Genomic DNA, 17,179 nt, shown 5'->3' with positions numbered 1-17,179 from the left:
AGGTGGTGGCGCGTGGTCAGCAGCCGCTTGCCGCCCCGCACCACGTGCACGACACCCGCCTGCCAGTCGGCCCGCACCTTCTTCAGCCGGTCTTCCAGGACGTGCAGACGACGGGACTTGGCATGCCACTCCTTGCGCGAGCGGTAGCCACCCGGAACACCCCTGCCTCCCTTCTCGCCCAGGGGCACGGACAGCCGGTGCCTGATCGTGCGTACGCCCGCCTGAAGGCTCTGGACATGCGCGAGCTGACCCCGGCGTGCGAGCGCCCACTGATCGTGCGTGGCCTTCGTGATACTCCCGGCCCAGCGGGACGAGGACTGGCCGGTCAGCGCCTGCTTGCGCTGGGCCCACCGGTCACTGCCGTGCTCCAGCCCGTCACGGCAGCGGGCCTTCAGATCCCGGGACGCGAGCGACCCGAGATGACCGCCCACCAGCCGCAAGACCTCCTCGTCCCCGGGCGTGAGCCCTTTGAGCCGGTCCCGGATCGCGACACCGGACGGGCCGGGCACCACGAACGGCACCGCCACCTCCCGCAACCCGCCCAACCCCGTCACCCCCACCCGGCATCGAAGATCCCCGTTCACCCGCCCAACGAACCCCACCCGCAAAGGTCACGCATTCGACGGACAAACGCCCGTTCCCGCCGACCGGACACCCGCCCCTCCCGCCGACACCGCCACTCACTCATGCTCACAAAAGCACACTCCCGCACGCTCAAGTGGCAGCAGTTCCAGACCCCACCGGACGGCTGCCTGGCGCCGCACGGGAGCTCGCTGGACGGCCGCCCGGCGCCGCACGGGAGCTCGCGGGACGGCTGCCCGGCGCTGCAGGGGGAGTCTCCCCGACCGCTGCCCGGCGACGCACGGTAGCCGCCTCGATCGCTGCCCGGTGCCGCACGGGAGCCCCCCTCGACCGCTGCCCGCCGGATGCGCGGAGACCCGCTGGGTCCTCGCCCGGCGGGCACGTTTCAATGGCCGCATGACCCTCACCGACGAACAGCCCGCCGCCCCCCGCCCCGACTCCGCCCCGCACGGTCACGGTCTGCGGCTCGACCGCTGGGACCCGGACGCGGAGGCGCAGGTCGAGGCGTGGCTGCGGGCCCGTAGCGACCCGGAGTTCCGCCGCTGGAACACCCCGCTCACCGTGGTGACCGACCCTGCGGGCGCCCGCGACGTGCTGCGCAGGCAGGCGGCGGACGAGACGTGCGAGCCGTTCCGGATCACGGACGCGGAGAGCGGTACGACCCTCGGCCACGTCGGCATCAACATGATCGACCGGACGTTCCGGACGGCCCGGGTCGGCTACTGGGTCCTCCCCGAGGCGCGGGGCCGCCGGGTGGCCACGCACGCCCTGGCCCTGGCGGCGGACCGGGCCTTCGCCGAACTGGGCCTCCACCGCCTCGAACTGGGCCATGCCCTGGGCCACGACGCGTGCTGCCGCATAGCCCGGACCTGCGGTTTCGCGTACGAGGGCACCCTGCGCGGCGCGATGTTCGAGGCGGGCCGCAAGGACGCCTTCCGGGACGTACACCTGCACGCCCGCCTCGCGACGGACCCCGGAACCGCCCTGGACGCCTAGGAACTGTCCGGCGGATCATGTGACTTTCCGACCAGTTGCTCGTTGGTTGGAGCATGGGTCGGGGGGATCTGACGAACCGCGAAGGGTCGCTGCTCGAGCCGCATCTGCCGTCTGCGGGCGGTCGGGGAGGCCGGTGGAGCGACCATCGCAGGGTGATCAACGGGATCCTGTTCCGGGTCCGGACCGGTGTCCCCTGGCGTGACCTGCCGGAACGCTATGGGTCCTGGAAAACGGTCTATGAATGGCATCGCCGCTGGTCGGCGGACGGTACCTGGGACCGGGTCCTGCAGGCGGTCCAGGCCGACGCCGACCTTGCGGGGCGGATCGACTGGTCGATGGTCGGAGTCGACTCCACGTCCTGGCGGCCTGTCCTGCAAGATCCGCCTTGCTGGCGAGGGCGGATGCCGTCCCCTCGGCCTTCTGGTCACCCCCGGCCGGCGGGGTGGCGCTCCGCAGATGATTGAGGTCCTCGAACGCATCCGCGTTCCCCGACCTCAGGGCGGACATCCGCGCACCCGGCCAGACCATCTCAGCAGCGACAAGGCATACAGCTCCCGCCGCAACCGTCGCTACCTGCGCAGACGCCAGATCAAGCACACCATCCCGGAGCCGAGGAATCAGCGGGCCCATCGCAAACGGCGTGGCAGCAAAGGCGGCAGGCCCGTCGGCTTCGACGCCGTCATTTACAAACGCCGCAACGAGATCGAGCGGACCATCAACCGGCTCAAGAACTCGCGGGCCGTCGCTACCCGTTACGACAAGAGGGCCTACGTCTTCCACGGCACCGTCACCACAGCGGCCGTCAGGCTATGGCTCCGGTCATGATCCGCCGGACAGGGAGTCCACGGTCTGACCGGACCGGACCGGATCAGCGAGATGCGAGTGCGGCGAAGGCGTCGTCCATGAGGGCGACCAGGTCGAGCCGGCCGTCGGAGTCGGCCCAGTGGTCGACGGCGGCGTTGAGGCAGTCCAGCGCTGCGGCCGCGCGGACCCAGTGGGCGAGGGTCGCCGGCTCGGTCCGGCCGGCACGGTCGGCGAGAGCGCGGGCGAGGGCCGGGCGCCAGCCGTGCTGCTTCTCCAACTGCCGCGCGCACAACGCCGGGGTGTCCCGGATCAGGCGGGTCAGGGCCAACGCCTCGTCCGGGTCCTGGTGATAGGGCTCGATGACCGTGTCGAGCGCGCGTCGCAGCGCGGTCCAGTCGTCCTCGTCGGCCGGGCGGGCGCGCAGGGCGTCGGCGACCCGCCCGCCTTTCGCGTCGAAGGCGCTGAGGACGGTGTCCTCCTTGGTGCCGAAGTAGCGCAGGAAGGTGCTGCGGGACACCCCGGCAGCCTTGGCGAGGTCGTCGACGGTCACGTTCTCGAAGCCCTCGCGGCGGAACAACTCGAAGGCCACCTGCCCCAGTTCGCTCCGTACTGCCGCTCGTGCGATGTCCCTGGTGTTCGTGCGCCCCGCTGTGTTCACCACGAGAGTGTACCTCCGGCCAGAACCTCACTTGCTGTAATGCAACCCAATGCCTACTCTGACACTCAGTTTCACTATCAGGACTTGGTTTGCAATCGGAGGCGGACACTGTGGCCACTCGGACCCTTGGGCTCATCGGCAGCGGCATGATCGGCAGCGCACTGGCCGGCCTCGCGGTGGCCGCGGAGCTGGACGTCGTCATCAGCAACTCCCGCGGTCCCGAGTCACTCGCCGACCTCGTCGCCCGGCTCGGTGACCGCGCCCGCGCCGCCACACCGGAGGAGGCCGCGGGAGCCGGTGACCTGGTGGTGGCGACCATTCCGCTCAAGAGCTACCCGCAACTGCCGGCCGCGGCCCTGGCCGACAAGACCGTGATCGACACCATGAACTACTACCCCGACAGAGACGGCCGCCTGGCCGCCCTGGACGCGAGCGAGATGACCTCCACGGAGCTGGTGCGGCAGCACCTGGCCGACTCCCGAGTGGTCAAGGCCGTCAACAACATCGACTTCCGCCGACTGACCACGAGCGCCCGGCCCGCGGGCGCCCCCGACCGCAGCGCCCTGCCGATCGCAGGCGACGACCCGACAGCGAAGGCGGACGTGGCCCGGCTGCTCGACCTGCTCGGCTACGACGCCGTCGACATCGGCACCCTGGCGGACAGCTGGCGCAGCGAACCCGGCACACCGGTCTACGTCCAGCCCTACCTCGCCCAGCGGCCCGACGGGCTGAGCCAGGAGGAGGCACAACGCTGGTTCTTCGAGACACCGGGCGTCCCGGTGTCCGCGTCGCGCGTCAAAGAGCTGGCAGACCAAGCCGTACGGCGTCCGGCAGGCGACACTCCGATGACCGTGCAATAGCCCCCTCCGACGGCCCAGGGGACCATGTTCGATACGGCGCCATGCTGCCCCAGGCGCCCTAAATCGGGTGCCCGGCAGGGTGGTCGGGCGGGATCATCGACCATGGACCCCGAAACCCCGCCTGTCGCCTGGCACTTCACCCCCGACCTCGACGAATTCCTCACCCACGCCCACGACTTCCTCCGCTCCCGCCCGGCCCTGCACACCGTCCAGCTCACCGTGACGGAGCAGCTCCGGCGGCGGGGCCCGCGGGCCTACGGCGACCAGCCCCCGTTCTTCGGATTCCTGGCCCAAAGCGACGGCGAGGTGGTCGCGGCGCTGTTCCACACGCCCCCGTACGCCCTCAACTCCACCCGCCTCACGGCGGCCGAGACGGAGGTGCTGGTCGACCGTCTCCTCGCGCACGGCCGTCCGGTGCCCGCGTTCTCCGCCGAGCGTGCCACGGCGGAGGCGTTCGTGGCGGAGTGGGAGCGCCGGACGGGGGTGCCGGGCAAGCTGCACGAGCAGCAACGCCTCTACCGGCTGGCCGAGTTGACGCCCCCTTCCCCGGCGCCGGAGGGCCGGGCGAGGGTGGCGGACGCGTCCGACCGGGACCTGCTGATCCGCTGGTACGAGGGGTTCGCCACGGATGCGGGCACACGGGACGGCCGGGACGGCGGGGACTGGGCCGACTTCCGGCTCTCCTACGGCGGCGTCACCCTCTGGGAGACCCCCGACGGCACCCCCGTCTCCATGGCCGGGGCGACCCTGGCGGCCGGCGGCCAGGTCCGGGTCGCGCCCGTCTACACCCCGCGGGAGCTGCGCGGCCGGGGCTACGCGGGCGCGGTGACGACCGAGGCGGGCCGGGCGGCGCTGGCCGCGGGCGCCGCCGAGGTGCTGCTCTTCACGGACCTGGCGAACCCGACGAGCAACGCGCTCTACCAGCGCATCGGTTACCGGCCGGTGGCCGACTGGGCGGTGTACGACCTCGCGGCGAAGACGCTGTGAGGACGGCTGCTCACGGCCACAGCAGTTCCTTCCGCCACCCGCCGTCCGCCTCCGCGACGTACCGGAGCCGGACGTGCCGGCGGTCCGGGTCGCCCTGGAAGAACTCCGCCTCCTGCGGGCGCAGCCGGTAGAGGGTCCAGGTCGGGGAGGGGGCGGCCGGGTCGGCGCGGGCCCGTTCCCAGGCCGCCTCCGACTCCTCCCGCAGCTCCTCCAGCGAGGACAGGAGCCCGCTCTGGCGGCCGGTGAGCGCCGCCGCCAGGGCGCCCGTCGAGCGGGCGTGCAGGTCGGCCTGGCTCTCCCGGGCCGGGGCCGCCGTGACGGGGCCCCGGAGCCGGACCTGGCGGCCCAGCGCCGGCCAGTAGAAGGCGAGGGCCGCGTACGGGTGGGCGCTCAGCTGATGCCCCTTGCGGCTGGTCACGTGGGACGCGAAGGACCAGCCGTGGGCGTCCGCGCCGTGCAGCATCACGATCCGTACGTCCGCCCGGCCCGCCTCGTCCGACGTGGCCAGCGACACGGTGTGCGGCTCCGGCTGCCCGGCCGCCACCGCCTCCGCGAACCACGTGGTGAACAGGGGGAGCGGGGCGCCGGGCGCCGCCTCCGGGTCGAACGGCCGAAGCTCCGTGGTCCCGGGGGACCAGACGCGGAGCGACTTCAGGAGCGCGTGAAGATCCGTTGCTGCCATGTGCCGAGTATCACTCGGTACCTCCCGCACCCGTGTCATCAGCGGCCTCGTGCGGCGCACGACCGGCCCCGCGGCCGAACACCGGGGCACAACCGAGCAAACCGCTGCGAACACCTGTGCCCCACCCCCACACTGTCCGGCATGAGGGGACCGAAGACCGTGAAAGTGGCTGTACGCCACGTAAGCGGTGATGCCGGACGGCGCAGGACACGGGCCGTCACCTGGGCCGCCCGCGACTTCCGGCTGGTCCGGCCGCCCGCGGGCCGGGACCGGGTCGAGCTGGAGTGCCCGGTCTGCGCGGCGTCCGTCCTCGCCGAGGTCGCCGACCACGCGCGCACCCGGCGGGTGCGGAACGTCTGGGCGGCCGTGTCGGTGGTCTCCCTCCTCGTCACCGTCGCCGCCGTCGGCTACGCCGTCCAGGAGGGCGGCAGGGCCCTGCCCGGGGGGCAGTCCCCGCCGGTCCTCCTCCCGGTCAGCGTGATCGTCGCCTTCGCCGGGCTCGTCATGGCGCCCACGGCGTGGGTGCGCGGCCGCCACCACATCGGCGTCGTCCTGCTCGACGGCCCCGCGCCGCGCCGCGGCCACCGGATCGTGCCGGTACGCCAGACGCTTCGCTGAGGGGCGCCGCGATGGGGCGGGGCGCTGACCGTCAGTGCCGGGCGAACTGCACCCCGGTCCGCTGCACCACGTCCGGGCGTACGGCGAGGGCCGGCACCGTGAGCTGCTCCCCGTAGATGTCGGTGAGGCGGATCTCGGCGCCGCAGCCGGTGCCCTGCTCGGAGAGGAAGTAGTTGTAGTCGGTGCGGGCCAGCGCCAGCCAGCCGCCGCTCGTGCGGACCTCCAGGCGGGCCAGCGGGTTGCGGTGGCCGATCGCCTGGATGCCGCACCAGTACTGGGTGGAACCGGTCTTGTAGCGGATCGACACCGTGTCGGAGGTGGCCGGGCTCAGCAGGCTCCAGGTGATCGTGATCCGGCCCGCGGAGAGGGGCGCGAGCTTCGCGAACGCCTGCCTGCTGAGGTCGAGTTGGCCGGCCGTGCAGGGCGCCGGGCACTCGTTGGTGATCCGTACGGTGATGGCCGCACCGCTCGCCGCGCGGACGGAGACGTACGCTCCGCAGGCCTTCGCCGTCTCGTAGTCGGCGGTGTTCATCGCCGCGGTCATCACGTCGGAGGTCGGGCCGTAGGAGCAGGCGCCGTCGCCGTTGCCGACGTCGTAGGAGGTGGCGACCCCCTGGTAGGTGGTGCCGGGGCGGATCCGGCCGGCCGCGGGGGCCGTGGTGGTGGCGGAGGACGCCCGGGCCGCGCCGCTCGCCGCGCGCTTGGCCGGGGTGGCGGACGGGGTCGCCGACGCGGACGCCGACGTGGTGGTCCGCGCGCTCGCCGACGGCTTCGCTGACGCGGTCGACGGCTTCGGTGACGCCGGCGCGGCAGGGTCCGCCGTCGAGCCCGGTGCGGATGCCGATGCGGACGCGGCCACGGCCCGGTCCTGTCCGGCGGCGCCGGCCGCGGCGCCGGGGCGGAAGGCCACGACCAGGGTCACGGCCAGGGCGACGACGGCCACGGCGGCCACCGCGACCAACGGGCCGCGCACCGGGCGCCATTCGAAGTCGCGGTCCGGCTGCGGGCGGCGGCGATGTGAGGAGGAGGCCACGGAGGGATCCTTACGCGATTCGGCGGTGCACGTCCTTCGAACATCGAAGCTTCCGTACGACAGTTGCCGCCGGTTCCCGGAAGGTTGCCGCCGTCCCGCGAATTTCTCCGGCCCCTCGCGGACCACGCGTCCCCTCGCGGACCCCGGGTCACCCCCGCCCCAGCACCACCGTCCCCGACGAGCAGAACCAGCCGCCCGTCCCCGACGCCACCCCCAGCTCCGGCAGCCCCCCGCCGCCCCGCCGCACCTGCCGTTCCCCGGCCTCCCCGCGCAGCTGCCGTACCGCCTCCACGAGGAGGAACAGGCCCCGCATGCCCGGGTGCTGGGCCGACAGGCCGCCGCCGTCCGTGTTCACCGGGAGCTCCCCGCCCGCGACCCGCAGCCGCCCCTTCTCGACGAACGCCCCGCCCTCGCCCTTGGCGCAGAAGCCCAGGTCCTCCAGGGTGACCAGGGTCATGTAGGTGAACGCGTCGTAGATCTCGGCGAAGTCGATGTCGGAGGGGGTGACTCCCGCCCGCCGGAAGGCCAGTTGCCCGCTCACCGCCGCCGGGGACACCGTGAAGTCCGCCCACTCCGACATCGTGGCGTGGGAGAGGCACTCGCCCGTGCCGAGGACCCACACCGGGGCGGTACGGCAGTCCCGTACGTACTCCTCGGCCGCCAGCAGGACCGCCGCGCCGCCGTCCGAGCGGATGCAGCAGTGCAGTTTGGTGAAGGGGTCGGCGATCATCGGTCCGGACAGGACCTCGTCGACCGTGATCGGGTCGCGGAACATGGCCTCCGGGTTCAGCGCCGCGTTGGCCCGCGCCTGGACCGCCACCTCCGCCAACTGCTCGACGGTCGTGCCGTGTTCGATCATGTGGCGGCGGGCGGCCATCGCGTACTTGGCGACGAGGGTGTGGCCGTAGGGGACCTCGAACTGCAGGGGGCCGCGGGCGCCGAAGGAGAGGTTCCCGGTGCGCCGCCCCGCCCGGATGTCGGCGCGCGCCGTCGAGCCGTACACCAGCAGGACCGCGTTGGCGTGGCCGGCGGCGATCGCGTCCGCCGCGTGGGCCGCCATGACCTCCCAGGTCGAGCCGCCGACGGAGGTGGAGTCGGCCCAGGTGGGGCGCAGGCCCAGGTACTCGGCGACCTCCACGGGGGCGAGGGTGCCGAGGCCGGCCGACGCGAAGCCGTCGACCAGCTCCCGGTCCAGGCCCGCGTCGGCCAGCGCGCGGCGGGCCGCCTGGGCGTGCAGGGCGTAGGGGGTGGCCTCGTCCACCCGGCCGCAGTCGGACAGGGCCACGCCGACCACGGCGACCTTGCGGGGACCAGTCATGAATCTGACGGTACATCAGATACGCTGGACTCCACCCCTGTGCATCTGCATCCGACGCCCCTAGCATGACGGGCCGTCAGATCGTCAGGAGGTCCGGTCATGGACGCCCGCTTCACCGACGAGCAGGACGAGATCCGGCGCGCCCTGCGTGAACTGCTCCACAAACGCTGCGGTACGGAGGACGTGCGGGCCGCCGTCGACAGGCCGGAGGGGTACGACCCCGGCCTGTGGACCGCCCTCGGCGAACAACTCGGCCTGCCCGGCCTCGCCCTCCCCGAGCAGTACGGCGGCGCCGGCTGCACCCGCACCGAAGTCGCCCTGGCCGCCGAGGAGCTGGGACGGACCCTGGCCCCCACCCCGTTCCTGGCCACCGCCGTGCTCGTTGCCCCGCTGCTGCTCGCCCTCGGCACCGACGCCCAGCGCGCCGAGCTGCTCCCGCGGATCGCCGACGGCAGCCGCACCGCCGCCCTCGCCGTCCCCGGCACCCGGCTCGGCACCGCCCTCGCGCTCACCGGGCCGGGCGCCGCCGACTGGGCGGGCGGCGGGCGGGCCGGGGGCGTCCAGGCGCGCCGCACGGCGGGCCGGTGGCGGCTGTACGGGGAGGCCGACCAGGTGCTGGACGGGCACCGCGCCGGGCTGCTGCTCGTCCCCGCGCACACCGGCGGGTACGCCCGCTCGCGCGTCCTGCTCTTCCTGGTGGCGGCGGACGCCGCCGGGCTCGTACGGACCCGGCGGACCGGCCTCGACGCCACCCGCAGCCAGGGCCGTGTGCAACTGCGGGATGTGCAGGCCGAATTGCTCGGCTCCGACGAGGACACCGACGTCCGGGCCGCCCTCGCCGGCCTCGGCGACCTCGCGGCCGCCGTGCTCGCGGCCGAGGCCGTGGGAGCCGCCGACCGGGCGCTGGAGCGGACCGTGGAGTACGTGAAGCAGCGGCAGCAGTTCGGGCGGGCGATCGGGTCCTTCCAGGCGGTCAAGCACCGGCTGGCCGACGTGTACGTGGCGGTGCGGGCGGCCCGGTCGGCGGCCTACTACGCGGCCTGGGCGACCGCCCACGGGGAACAGGTGGGCGGGCTGGCGCTCGCGCAGGCGCTGGAGGCGCTGCGGACCGCCGCAGGGGAGGGCATCCAGCTGCACGGCGGGATCGGGTTCACCTGGGAGCACGAGGCGCAGCTGTACTTCAAGCGGGCCGCCGGGGACGAGCTGCTGTTCGGGCCGGGGCACCGGCTGCGCGCGCACGCGGCCGAGGCGGCCGGGCTGTTCGCGGGACGGGAGGTGGCGGTGTGATCGGCGAGCGACTGGTGCAGAGGGTGTCCGCCACCCGGGGGTTCGCCAAGGTGGCCCCGCACGTGGTCCCGGCCCTGGACCGGGCCGTGCACCGGCTCAGCCGCGGCCGGGTGCTGCTCAGCGCGCAGATGCTGCCCGGGGTGGTCCTCACCTCCACCGGCGCGCGCAGCGGGCAGCCCCGCCGTACGCCGCTGGCGTGCATGCCCGAGGGGGACGGCTGGTTCCTCGTCGGGTCCAACTTCGGGCGCACCGGCCATCCCGCCTGGACGTACAACCTCCTCCACCGTCCCGCCGCCGAGATCAGCTGGAAGGGGCAGGACATCCCGGTCACCGCCCGGCTGCTGGAGGGGGCGGAGCGGGCGGACGCCTGGCGGCTGCTGCTGGTGTTCTGGCCGCCGTACGCCGCCTACCAGGAGCGGGTGGACCGGGAGATCCGGATCTTCCGGCTCACCCGCAGTACGTCATAGCGCGTGCTGGGCGAGGAGCAGTGCTCCGATGCCCAGCATGGCCGCCCCGGAGGTGCGGGTGACCGCGCGGGCCGCCTTCGGGCGGGCGGAGAGGAGGCGGCGGGCGAGGGCGCCGACGGTCAGGTAGACGGCGGTGCAGCAGGCCATGTGGAGGGTGCCGAGCACGGCCGTCTGGAGGGCTATGGGCGGATGGCCGCCCTTCGTGACCAGGAACTGGGGGAGCACGGAGAGGTAGAGCAGCAGCGCCTTGGGGTTCAGGCCGCTGATCGCCGCGCCCCGCCAGAAGCCGTCCGCCCCGGCCGCCGCCTCCTGCGGCACCGCCGGGCGGCGCAGCACGCTCCAGCCCAGCCACAGCAGGTATCCGGCGCCGGCCACGGTCAGGGCCGTGAGCAGCCCCGGGGAGCTCGCCACCAGCACCGCGAGCCCGGCCACCGCCAGCGCGGTGTGCAGCGCGTACCCCGCCATCAGGCCGGCCACCGCACGTCCGACCGAGCGACCGCGCACCCCGGCGGCGATCACGTACGCCCAGTCGGCGCCCGGCACGCAGACCAGCAGCAGGTCGACGACGAGAAAAGAAAGCAGCATGAGGGGGACATTAGGCGCCTTCTGCCCGAAAGTGTTCCCGAAATTTGCTCGCGACCGGGGTGTTCGGGGGAGAATCTTCCCCGTGGACGACGTGGACCGGAAAATCCTTGCCGAGCTCCAGCAGGACGGGCGGCTGACCGTGACCGAGCTGGCCGGGCGGGTGCGGCTGAGCGTCTCGCCGTGCCACCGGCGGCTGCGCGAGCTGGAGCGGTCGGGGGCGATCAGCGGGTACCGGGCGGTGGTGGACCCGGCCGCCGTGGGCCTGACGTTCGAGGCGCTGGTCTTCGTGTCCATGCGGCAGGAGGACCGGGACACGGTCGCCGACTTCGAGCGGGCGCTCGCGGAGATCCCCCATGTGCTGGACGCGCAGCGGCTGTTCGGCGAGCCCGACTACCTGCTGCGGGTGGCCACCGCCGACCTCGCCGCCTTCCAGCGGCTCTACGACGAACGGCTCGCGACCCTGCCGGGTGTGCAGCGCCTCACCTCGACGCTGGTGATGAAGCACGTGGTCCGGGACCGGCCGCTGCCCGCGAGAGGGAACGCGCAAGGCAACGCGTAGCGGAACAGGCGGTGGCCCACCTCGGGGTGAACCACCGCCTGCCAGACAGGACCCAGGGCGCGGGCTACTTCGTGGGCTTCTTCCCGGTCACGCCCAGATGCACCAACAGCGCGAGGTTCGGCTTGAGTTCGGCCTGCTTCACACCCCAGGTCTGGAAACCCTTCTGGTGCGCGGCGACGGCCGCGAGCATGGCGACCAGCGAACCGGCGACGGCCGCCGGGTTCACGTCCTTGTCGACCTTGCCCTTGGACTGCAACTCCGCGATGGAGTCGGTCAGGGAGTTGTTCACCGAGTTCAGGATCTTCATACGGATCTTGTAGAACCGTTTGTCCCCCTCGGCCGCCCCCAGATCGACCACGCGCAGGATCGCGTCGTTCCTGCGCCAGAACTCCAGGAAACCGTCCACGAGTTCCTGCGCGGTCGCCCAGCCGGCCTTGCCGACCCAGGAGCGCCCCGCCAGCAACTCGGTCAACTGGCCGCCCTCGGTTGCCATTTGCTCGGCGATCTCCAGGACGGCGCCCTCGACGTCCGGGAAGTACTGGTAGAAGGTCGCGGGCGAAGTGCCCGCCTTCCGGGCGACATCGATGACCTTGACGTCCCGGTAAGGGGAGGAGCTGAGCATCTCGCTGAGGCAGTCGAGCAGCTTCTGCCGGGTCGCCTGCCCACGCCGGCCGGCCACGCGGCCGTCGACGGTACGCACTTGTCCTGTCATGCCGTCAGCTTACCGAGGGGTGATCGGAGCGCGATTCGGCCGACTGCAAATGGGGTGCACGGGTGGACGGAGTGGCTGCACGGAAGGGAAACGGAGGAGAAACCGCCGGTCACTCCGGGCGGGTGCGGCTGGTCTGCGCGGTGCGGGCCGGGCGGTTACTTTGACGACATGGCCGAAAACAGGGCATCCGGATACGCAGAGGGATACGCGGAGGGCGTCCCGTGCTGGGTGGACGTGCAGCTCCCCGACGTCGAGGCGGGCAAGCGGTTCTACGGCGGGCTCTTCGGGTGGACCTTCGAGGACGCCGGCCCGGGGGCCGTGTGGGCCCGGCTGGACGGCGCGGCCGTGGCCAGACTGGCCCGGAAGCGGGACGGCCGGATGCCCACCGTCTGGACGGTGTACTTCGCGACCCCGGACGCCCGGGACCTCGCCCGCCGGGTCCTCGCCGCCGGCGGACAGATCGTCAACGACCCGGCGCCCGTCCGTGACCTCGGCACCGCCGCCCTGGCCGCCGACCCCACGGGCGCCGTCTTCGGCCTCTGGCAGGCCGCGGCCCACCCCGGCTTCGGCGTCCGGCACGCCCCCGGCACCTTCGCCTGGGCGCAGCTCTACACCAACGACACCGACGCGGCGAACACCTTCTACGGCCACCTCTTCACCGACGCCCTCTTCGGCGCCGACGCCGACCCGGACTTCGGCCGCGCACCCGTGACCGAGGTGTTCGCGGCCGGGATGCCGTCCCAGTTCGTCGTCCACTTCCGCACCGGGGACGTGGCGGCCGCGGTCGGGGCCGTGCGGCAGCTCGGCGGCCGGGTCCAGGCGCCGCCCTTCGACACGTCGTACGGAAAAGTGGCCGTCGTGACCGACAATCAAGGGGCGTCTTTCGCGCTGCTGGAACGCTGAGGCCGGAAAACCACGGCCCTCGGCGGATAAATGTCTTAGTTTGCCATGAGACACCCCGATTCATCACCGGGTTCGCAACCTGTGCCCGGGCCAGGAAGAATCGGGGTGCGTGCCGCCACGGCGGTGCGGTGGTGAGACGCTGCACGGGGTCGCGTACATATGTGGGTGGACGAGGCCCGTACGGGGAGGTGGCAGGCAAGTGGTGGATCAGCTGACGCAGCACGATCCGCGGCGGATCGGGCCGTTCGAGGTGCTGGGACGGCTGGGGGCCGGCGGCATGGGGCTGGTCTATCTGGCGCGCTCGGCGTCCGGCCGGCGCGTGGCGATCAAGACCGTCCGGACCGAGCTCGCCGAGGACCAGCTGTTCCGGGTCCGCTTCACCCGTGAGGTGGAGGCGGCCCGCGCGGTCTCCGGTTTCTACACGGCCGCCGTCGTCGACGCCGACCCGCGCGCGGCCGTGCCGTGGCTCGCGACCGCGTACGTCCCGGCGCCCTCCCTCGAAGAGATAGTGAACGACTGCGGCCCGCTCCCGGCCCAGGCGGTCCGCTGGCTCGCGGCGGGCGTCGCCGAGGCGCTCCAGTCGATCCACGGCGCCGGACTCGTCCACCGCGACCTCAAGCCGTCCAACGTCCTCGTCGTCGAGGACGGCCCCCGCGTCATCGACTTCGGCATCGCCTCCGGTGTCTCCAACACCCGCCTGACCATGACGAACGTCGCGGTCGGCACCCCCGCCTACATGTCCCCGGAGCAGGCGAAGGACTCCCGCAGCGTCACCGGCGCCAGCGACGTCTTCTCGCTCGGCTCCATGCTCGTCTTCGCCGCCACCGGCCACCCGCCCTTCCACGGCGCCAACCCGGTCGAGACCGTCTTCATGCTGCTGCGCGAGGGCCCCGACCTCGAAGGCCTCCCGGACGAGCTGCGCCCCCTCATCGAGTCCTGCATGCAGATGGAGGCCGCGGGCCGCCCCAACCCGGCCGACCTCCAGGCCCAGCTGGCGCCTCACCTGTTCGGCTCCGGCTCCGACGACAGCGGTACGGCGTCCGCCTGGCTGCCCGAGAAGGCGGTCGGCCTGATCGAGTCCCGGCGCGGCGGCCGCCCGGCCGTCAAACCCTCCGCCAGCCCCTCCGGCGGCCGCGGTGCCGGCCGCCTCCCGGTCCCCCCGCCGCCCTCCTACGACCCCGCGGTCCCGGCCCCGGTCCCCGTCGGCGCCCCCGGCCCCGACACCGGGCCGGTCCGCCTCGCCGGCGCCCAGGTGCCGATCGGCCCCGGCCCGCGCGTCGCCGACGCCCGCGCCGCCGCCGTGAAGGCGCCGCCGCCCGAGGCCGGCCTGGTCGCCAGCTGGTCCCGCCCGCACCCGGGCGTCAACGGGGCCGACCCCGCCGTACCGCCGGTACCCGGCCTGCCCCCGGAGACCGCGTCCGGCTGGCGGCCCTGGCGGTTCCGGATGTCCAACGACGTCTGGGGCACCCCGTCCGTCGACGGCGACCTCGTCTACGTCACCTCCTTCGAGGTGCACGCCCTCGACGTCGCCACCGGCCGCCGCCGCTTCAAGACCCGCGACGTCGCCTGGTCCATGGCGGTCGCGGACGGCCGTATCCACGCCTCCGACGGCCCCACCCTGTTCGCCCTGGAGGCCCGCGAGGGCGGCGACCTGTGGCGGCTGTCCACCGACGCCTGGGTGTACTCGCTCAAGGCCGGCCGCGGCACCCTCGTCACCGGCACCCGGGGCGGCGGCGTCCAGGGCTGGGAGGCCTCCAACGGGCAGAAGCTCTGGGAGCTGTCCGGCGCCCAGACCGACTTCGAGACCCCCGAGTCCGGGCCCTCCCTCCACGACGGCACGGTCTACGTCTGGCAGGACGCCCGCCTGCGCGCCCTCGACGCCCGCACCGGCGACGAACGCTGGTCCTACCCCATCGGCGACGCGGCCTCCTGCGGCGGCGTCCCGGTCCGCCTCACCCACGCCGACGACGGCTTCGTGTACGCCTCCGCGGGCACCCGCGTGATCGCCCTCGACACCGCGACCGGGCGCGTGCGCTGGCACTTCGAGGCCCCGGCGGTCTTCCTCTCCCCGCCCACCTACGTACCCGGCCCCGCCGTCACCGGCGGCGGCATCTACCTCGCCGACTACCTCGGCACCGTCTACGCCCTCGACGCCACCGACGGCCGCGACCGCTGGCGCATCGCGACGGAGGCCCGCGCCTCGATCGAGCCGGTCCTGGTCGCCGCCGGCCACGTCCACGTCGGCAGCGGCAAGGGGCTGTACACGCTGGACGCGGTCACCGGCACCCCCAAGTGGCGCTTCCAGGCGGGCGGCGACGTGGTGGGCGCCCCGGCGGTCGCCGAGGGCCGCATCCACTTCGGCTCCACCGACCACCTCCTCTACACCCTGAAGGCCGACGACGGCAGGCTCCGCTGGAAGCTGGCGACCGGCGGCGAGATCACCGGGTCACCGGTGGTGCGGGACGGGGTGGTGTACGCGTGCAGCAAGGACCGGTGCGTGTACGCGCTGGACGCGGAGAAGGGCACGGGGACAGCGCGCACGGCGTGAGCGCCGGGACCGGCCGACGGGCGGCTGCGGCTGCGCGGGGGCTGATCGCGCAGTTCCCCGCGCCTCTGGGTTGGCTGTCGCCCTCGTCGGCTGGGATGTGCTCGTCGCGCCCGCGCGGCGGGGCCGCAGATCGAATACAGCCCCGCGCCCCGGAGCGGCGCCACCGCAGCGCCCTGCTTTTAAGGGGCGCGGGGAACTGCGCGAACGGCCACGGCGTGCCCGCGGCCGCCCGGCGGCATCGAGGGGCAGCCCCTTCGGCGCTTCGGCTCCGGCCGGGACGGCCGTCGTACCAGTTGGTTGCACGGAAGGGCTGTGCACGGCGGCCGTCGCTCGGGGTGGGAGTCGGCTCCCAAAGCGAACGCTACGCCCGGGCGCCCCGCGCCGCCACGCGGTGCCTCAGCGGATCCGGGGGGTCGTGCGCGGCCGGCCGGCGAACAGCTCCGTCTGCCGCTCGCCGGGCAGGTTGCCCAGCGAGATCAGGTGCGGCGCCTGGGCGAAGCCGCGCTCCCGGCCCGCCTCCTTCGCCGCCCACAGCGCCCGCACACTGCCCTGCACCCCCTCGGTCGGGTACCCGGCGACGACGGCGGCGCACCGCACGGCGGTGTCCAACGCCTCCCCCGCGGCCGTCACTTCCGACACCAGCCCCACCTCGTACGCCCGCCGGACGGAGACCCGCTCGGCGTTGCCCATCAGCACCATCCGCGCCACCTCCCCGTACGGCATCCGCTGTGCCATCAGCACCGACTCGTACGCGCTGACCATGCCGTAGGAGGTGTGCGGGTCGAAGAAGGCCGCGGTCTCGTCGGCGATGACGAAGTCGCACTCGCCCAGCAGGTAGAAGGCACCCCCGCAGGCCATCCCGGCCACCGCGGCGATCACCGGCTTCCACAGGTCGTTCGACTTCGGCCCGATCGCGATCAGCGGATCGTCCTGGCTGTAAGGGGAGGACGGCTGCGGCACGACGGCGTCCCGGTCCAGGCCGGTGCTGAAGGCCCGCCCGCCGGCGCCGGTGAGGACGACGGCCCGTACGGCGTCGTCGAAGCGCAACGCCCGCCAGGCAGAGGTGAGTTCGGCGGCGGTCGCGAGGTCGATGGCGTTGAGCCGCTCGGGGCGGTCGAGGGTGAGGACGGCGACCCCGCTCTCCTTGTCCGTGTCCAGACGCAGGCTCACGGCCGCTCCAGGACCCACTGCGGCAGACCGTCGGCGAAGACCGCCTGCACCCGGGCGCCGATCCGGATCCGGTCCGGGGGAAGGGAGTCGAGGGGCGCCCCCGCCCCGCTCACCACGTTCCCCACCATCCGCACCCGGGGCGCGTCGTCCAGCTCCACGACCACGACGTTGTACGGCGCCTGCGCCGCGTACTCGGGGAGCAGCGGCGGGTGCGGGACGACGTACGACCAGATCCGGCCCCGCCCGCTCGTCGGCCGCCACTCGCTCGCGAAGGACTGGCAGTGCGGGCAGCACGGGCGGGGCGGGAAGCGGGGTTCCCCGCACCCGCCACAAGCCTGCACGCGGAGTTCGCCGCGGGCCGCGTACTCCCAGAAGGGGGCGCCGTCGGTGTCGGTGACCGGTCGCAGCAT

General features: G+C 73.5%; 17 protein-coding genes and 2 pseudogenes. 10 read left to right on the top strand and 9 right to left on the bottom strand.

The annotated features are described in order from the left end of the window. Positions 1-545 (bottom strand): annotated as a pseudogene (locus tag ABZ887_RS31780) (IS200/IS605 family accessory protein TnpB-related protein); the annotation flags it as partial. Between the two features lie 433 nt (positions 546-978). Here ABZ887_RS31780 and ABZ887_RS31775 point away from each other — a divergent pair. Then, positions 979-1,578: a GNAT family N-acetyltransferase gene (locus ABZ887_RS31775; protein ID WP_361296735.1), complete on the top strand. Its 600-nt coding sequence runs from the start codon at positions 979-981 to the stop codon at positions 1,576-1,578. Positions 1,579-1,631: 53 nt separating this feature from the next. Next, a pseudogene (locus tag ABZ887_RS31770) lies at positions 1,632-2,403 on the top strand (IS5 family transposase). Between the two features lie 43 nt (positions 2,404-2,446). Here ABZ887_RS31770 and ABZ887_RS31765 read toward each other — a convergent pair. Next, positions 2,447-3,040, bottom strand: coding sequence for a helix-turn-helix domain-containing protein (locus ABZ887_RS31765; protein WP_361296732.1), 594 nt, complete (start codon positions 3,038-3,040; stop codon positions 2,447-2,449). A 110-nt stretch (positions 3,041-3,150) separates the two neighbouring features. Here ABZ887_RS31765 and ABZ887_RS31760 point away from each other — a divergent pair, with 110 nt between their 5' ends. Then, entirely contained in the window at positions 3,151-3,900 is a 750-nt protein-coding gene (locus ABZ887_RS31760; RefSeq protein ID WP_361296729.1) for an NADPH-dependent F420 reductase, read from the top strand. A gap of 102 nt (positions 3,901-4,002) precedes the next feature. Next, positions 4,003-4,887, top strand: a complete 885-nt coding sequence (locus ABZ887_RS31755; protein WP_361296726.1) for a GNAT family N-acetyltransferase — start codon at positions 4,003-4,005, stop codon at positions 4,885-4,887. 10 nt (positions 4,888-4,897) lie between these two features. Here the strand turns inward: ABZ887_RS31755 and ABZ887_RS31750 are convergent, their stop codons facing one another. Then, positions 4,898-5,569: a pyridoxal 5'-phosphate synthase gene (locus ABZ887_RS31750; RefSeq protein WP_361296723.1), complete on the bottom strand. Its 672-nt coding sequence runs from the start codon at positions 5,567-5,569 to the stop codon at positions 4,898-4,900. A gap of 141 nt (positions 5,570-5,710) precedes the next feature. Here ABZ887_RS31750 and ABZ887_RS31745 point away from each other — a divergent pair, with 141 nt between their 5' ends. Further along, positions 5,711-6,187 carry a hypothetical protein gene (locus ABZ887_RS31745; protein ID WP_361296720.1) on the top strand — a complete coding sequence of 159 codons (477 nt, stop codon included), beginning with the start codon at positions 5,711-5,713 and terminating at the stop codon, positions 6,185-6,187. A 31-nt stretch (positions 6,188-6,218) separates the two neighbouring features. Here the strand turns inward: ABZ887_RS31745 and ABZ887_RS31740 are convergent, their stop codons facing one another. Further along, on the bottom strand, positions 6,219-7,220 hold the full coding sequence (locus tag ABZ887_RS31740) for an expansin EXLX1 family cellulose-binding protein (RefSeq protein ID WP_361296717.1): 1,002 nt from the start codon (positions 7,218-7,220) through the stop codon (positions 6,219-6,221). Between the two features lie 148 nt (positions 7,221-7,368). After that, positions 7,369-8,538, bottom strand: a complete 1,170-nt coding sequence (locus ABZ887_RS31735) for an acetyl-CoA acetyltransferase (protein WP_361296714.1) — start codon at positions 8,536-8,538, stop codon at positions 7,369-7,371. A 99-nt stretch (positions 8,539-8,637) separates the two neighbouring features. Between ABZ887_RS31735 and ABZ887_RS31730 the strand changes: the two genes are divergently transcribed. Both ABZ887_RS31730 and ABZ887_RS31725 read left to right on the top strand, forming a co-directional pair. After that, positions 8,638-9,825 (top strand): acyl-CoA dehydrogenase family protein, encoded by a 1,188-nt coding sequence (locus tag ABZ887_RS31730; protein WP_361296711.1) that lies wholly within the window; start codon positions 8,638-8,640, stop codon positions 9,823-9,825. Further along, entirely contained in the window at positions 9,822-10,292 is a 471-nt protein-coding gene (locus tag ABZ887_RS31725; RefSeq protein ID WP_361296708.1) for a nitroreductase/quinone reductase family protein, read from the top strand. Before ABZ887_RS31730 ends, ABZ887_RS31725 begins: the two co-directional genes overlap by 4 nt. On the opposite strand, the gene ABZ887_RS31720 is transcribed toward ABZ887_RS31725, so the two are convergent. Then, positions 10,287-10,877, bottom strand: a complete 591-nt coding sequence (locus ABZ887_RS31720) for a LysE family translocator (RefSeq protein WP_361296705.1) — start codon at positions 10,875-10,877, stop codon at positions 10,287-10,289. The genes ABZ887_RS31725 and ABZ887_RS31720 overlap by 6 nt on opposite strands. Before the next feature lie 82 nt (positions 10,878-10,959). Here ABZ887_RS31720 and ABZ887_RS31715 point away from each other — a divergent pair, with 82 nt between their 5' ends. Next, on the top strand, positions 10,960-11,436 hold the full coding sequence (locus ABZ887_RS31715) for an Lrp/AsnC family transcriptional regulator (RefSeq protein ID WP_361296702.1): 477 nt from the start codon (positions 10,960-10,962) through the stop codon (positions 11,434-11,436). Between the two features lie 64 nt (positions 11,437-11,500). Here ABZ887_RS31715 and ABZ887_RS31710 read toward each other — a convergent pair whose 3' ends face one another. Next, positions 11,501-12,136, bottom strand: coding sequence for a TetR family transcriptional regulator (locus tag ABZ887_RS31710; RefSeq protein ID WP_089101959.1), 636 nt, complete (start codon positions 12,134-12,136; stop codon positions 11,501-11,503). 180 nt (positions 12,137-12,316) lie between these two features. Here ABZ887_RS31710 and ABZ887_RS31705 point away from each other — a divergent pair, with 180 nt between their 5' ends. Continuing rightward, positions 12,317-13,051 carry a VOC family protein gene (locus tag ABZ887_RS31705; RefSeq protein WP_361296699.1) on the top strand — a complete coding sequence of 245 codons (735 nt, stop codon included), beginning with the start codon at positions 12,317-12,319 and terminating at the stop codon, positions 13,049-13,051. Between the two features lie 199 nt (positions 13,052-13,250). Then, the gene (locus ABZ887_RS31700) at positions 13,251-15,599 is read left to right on the top strand and encodes a PQQ-binding-like beta-propeller repeat protein (RefSeq protein WP_361296696.1); all 2,349 of its coding nucleotides are present in this window, start codon (positions 13,251-13,253) and stop codon (positions 15,597-15,599) included. Between the two features lie 396 nt (positions 15,600-15,995). On the opposite strand, the gene ABZ887_RS31695 is transcribed toward ABZ887_RS31700, so the two are convergent. Then, a complete protein-coding gene (locus tag ABZ887_RS31695; protein ID WP_361296693.1) occupies positions 15,996-16,769 on the bottom strand; it encodes an enoyl-CoA hydratase/isomerase family protein in 774 nt (257 codons plus the stop codon). Continuing rightward, positions 16,766-17,179, bottom strand: a complete 414-nt coding sequence (locus ABZ887_RS31690; protein WP_361296690.1) for an OB-fold domain-containing protein — start codon at positions 17,177-17,179, stop codon at positions 16,766-16,768. The genes ABZ887_RS31695 and ABZ887_RS31690 overlap by 4 nt, the downstream gene beginning before the upstream one ends.

This window comes from Streptomyces sp. NPDC047061 (assembly GCF_040643955.1).
Lineage (GTDB): Bacteria > Actinomycetota > Actinomycetes > Streptomycetales > Streptomycetaceae > Streptomyces.
The sequence above is the reverse complement of the archived record's forward strand: the minus strand, read 5'-3'. Positions and strand labels throughout refer to the sequence as shown.

Coding starts and splice junctions, on each gene's coding strand:
- ABZ887_RS31775 (WP_361296735.1), top strand. CDS start 979: ATGACCCTCACCGACGAACAGCCCGCCGCCCCCCGCCCCGACTCCGCC.
- ABZ887_RS31755 (WP_361296726.1), top strand. CDS start 4,003: ATGGACCCCGAAACCCCGCCTGTCGCCTGGCACTTCACCCCCGACCTC.
- ABZ887_RS31750 (WP_361296723.1), bottom strand. CDS start 5,569: ATGGCAGCAACGGATCTTCACGCGCTCCTGAAGTCGCTCCGCGTCTGG.
- ABZ887_RS31745 (WP_361296720.1), top strand. CDS start 5,711: ATGAGGGGACCGAAGACCGTGAAAGTGGCTGTACGCCACGTAAGCGGT.
- ABZ887_RS31735 (WP_361296714.1), bottom strand. CDS start 8,538: ATGACTGGTCCCCGCAAGGTCGCCGTGGTCGGCGTGGCCCTGTCCGAC.
- ABZ887_RS31730 (WP_361296711.1), top strand. CDS start 8,638: ATGGACGCCCGCTTCACCGACGAGCAGGACGAGATCCGGCGCGCCCTG.
- ABZ887_RS31720 (WP_361296705.1), bottom strand. CDS start 10,877: ATGCTGCTTTCTTTTCTCGTCGTCGACCTGCTGCTGGTCTGCGTGCCG.
- ABZ887_RS31705 (WP_361296699.1), top strand. CDS start 12,317: ATGGCCGAAAACAGGGCATCCGGATACGCAGAGGGATACGCGGAGGGC.
- ABZ887_RS31690 (WP_361296690.1), bottom strand. CDS start 17,179: ATGCTGCGACCGGTCACCGACACCGACGGCGCCCCCTTCTGGGAGTAC.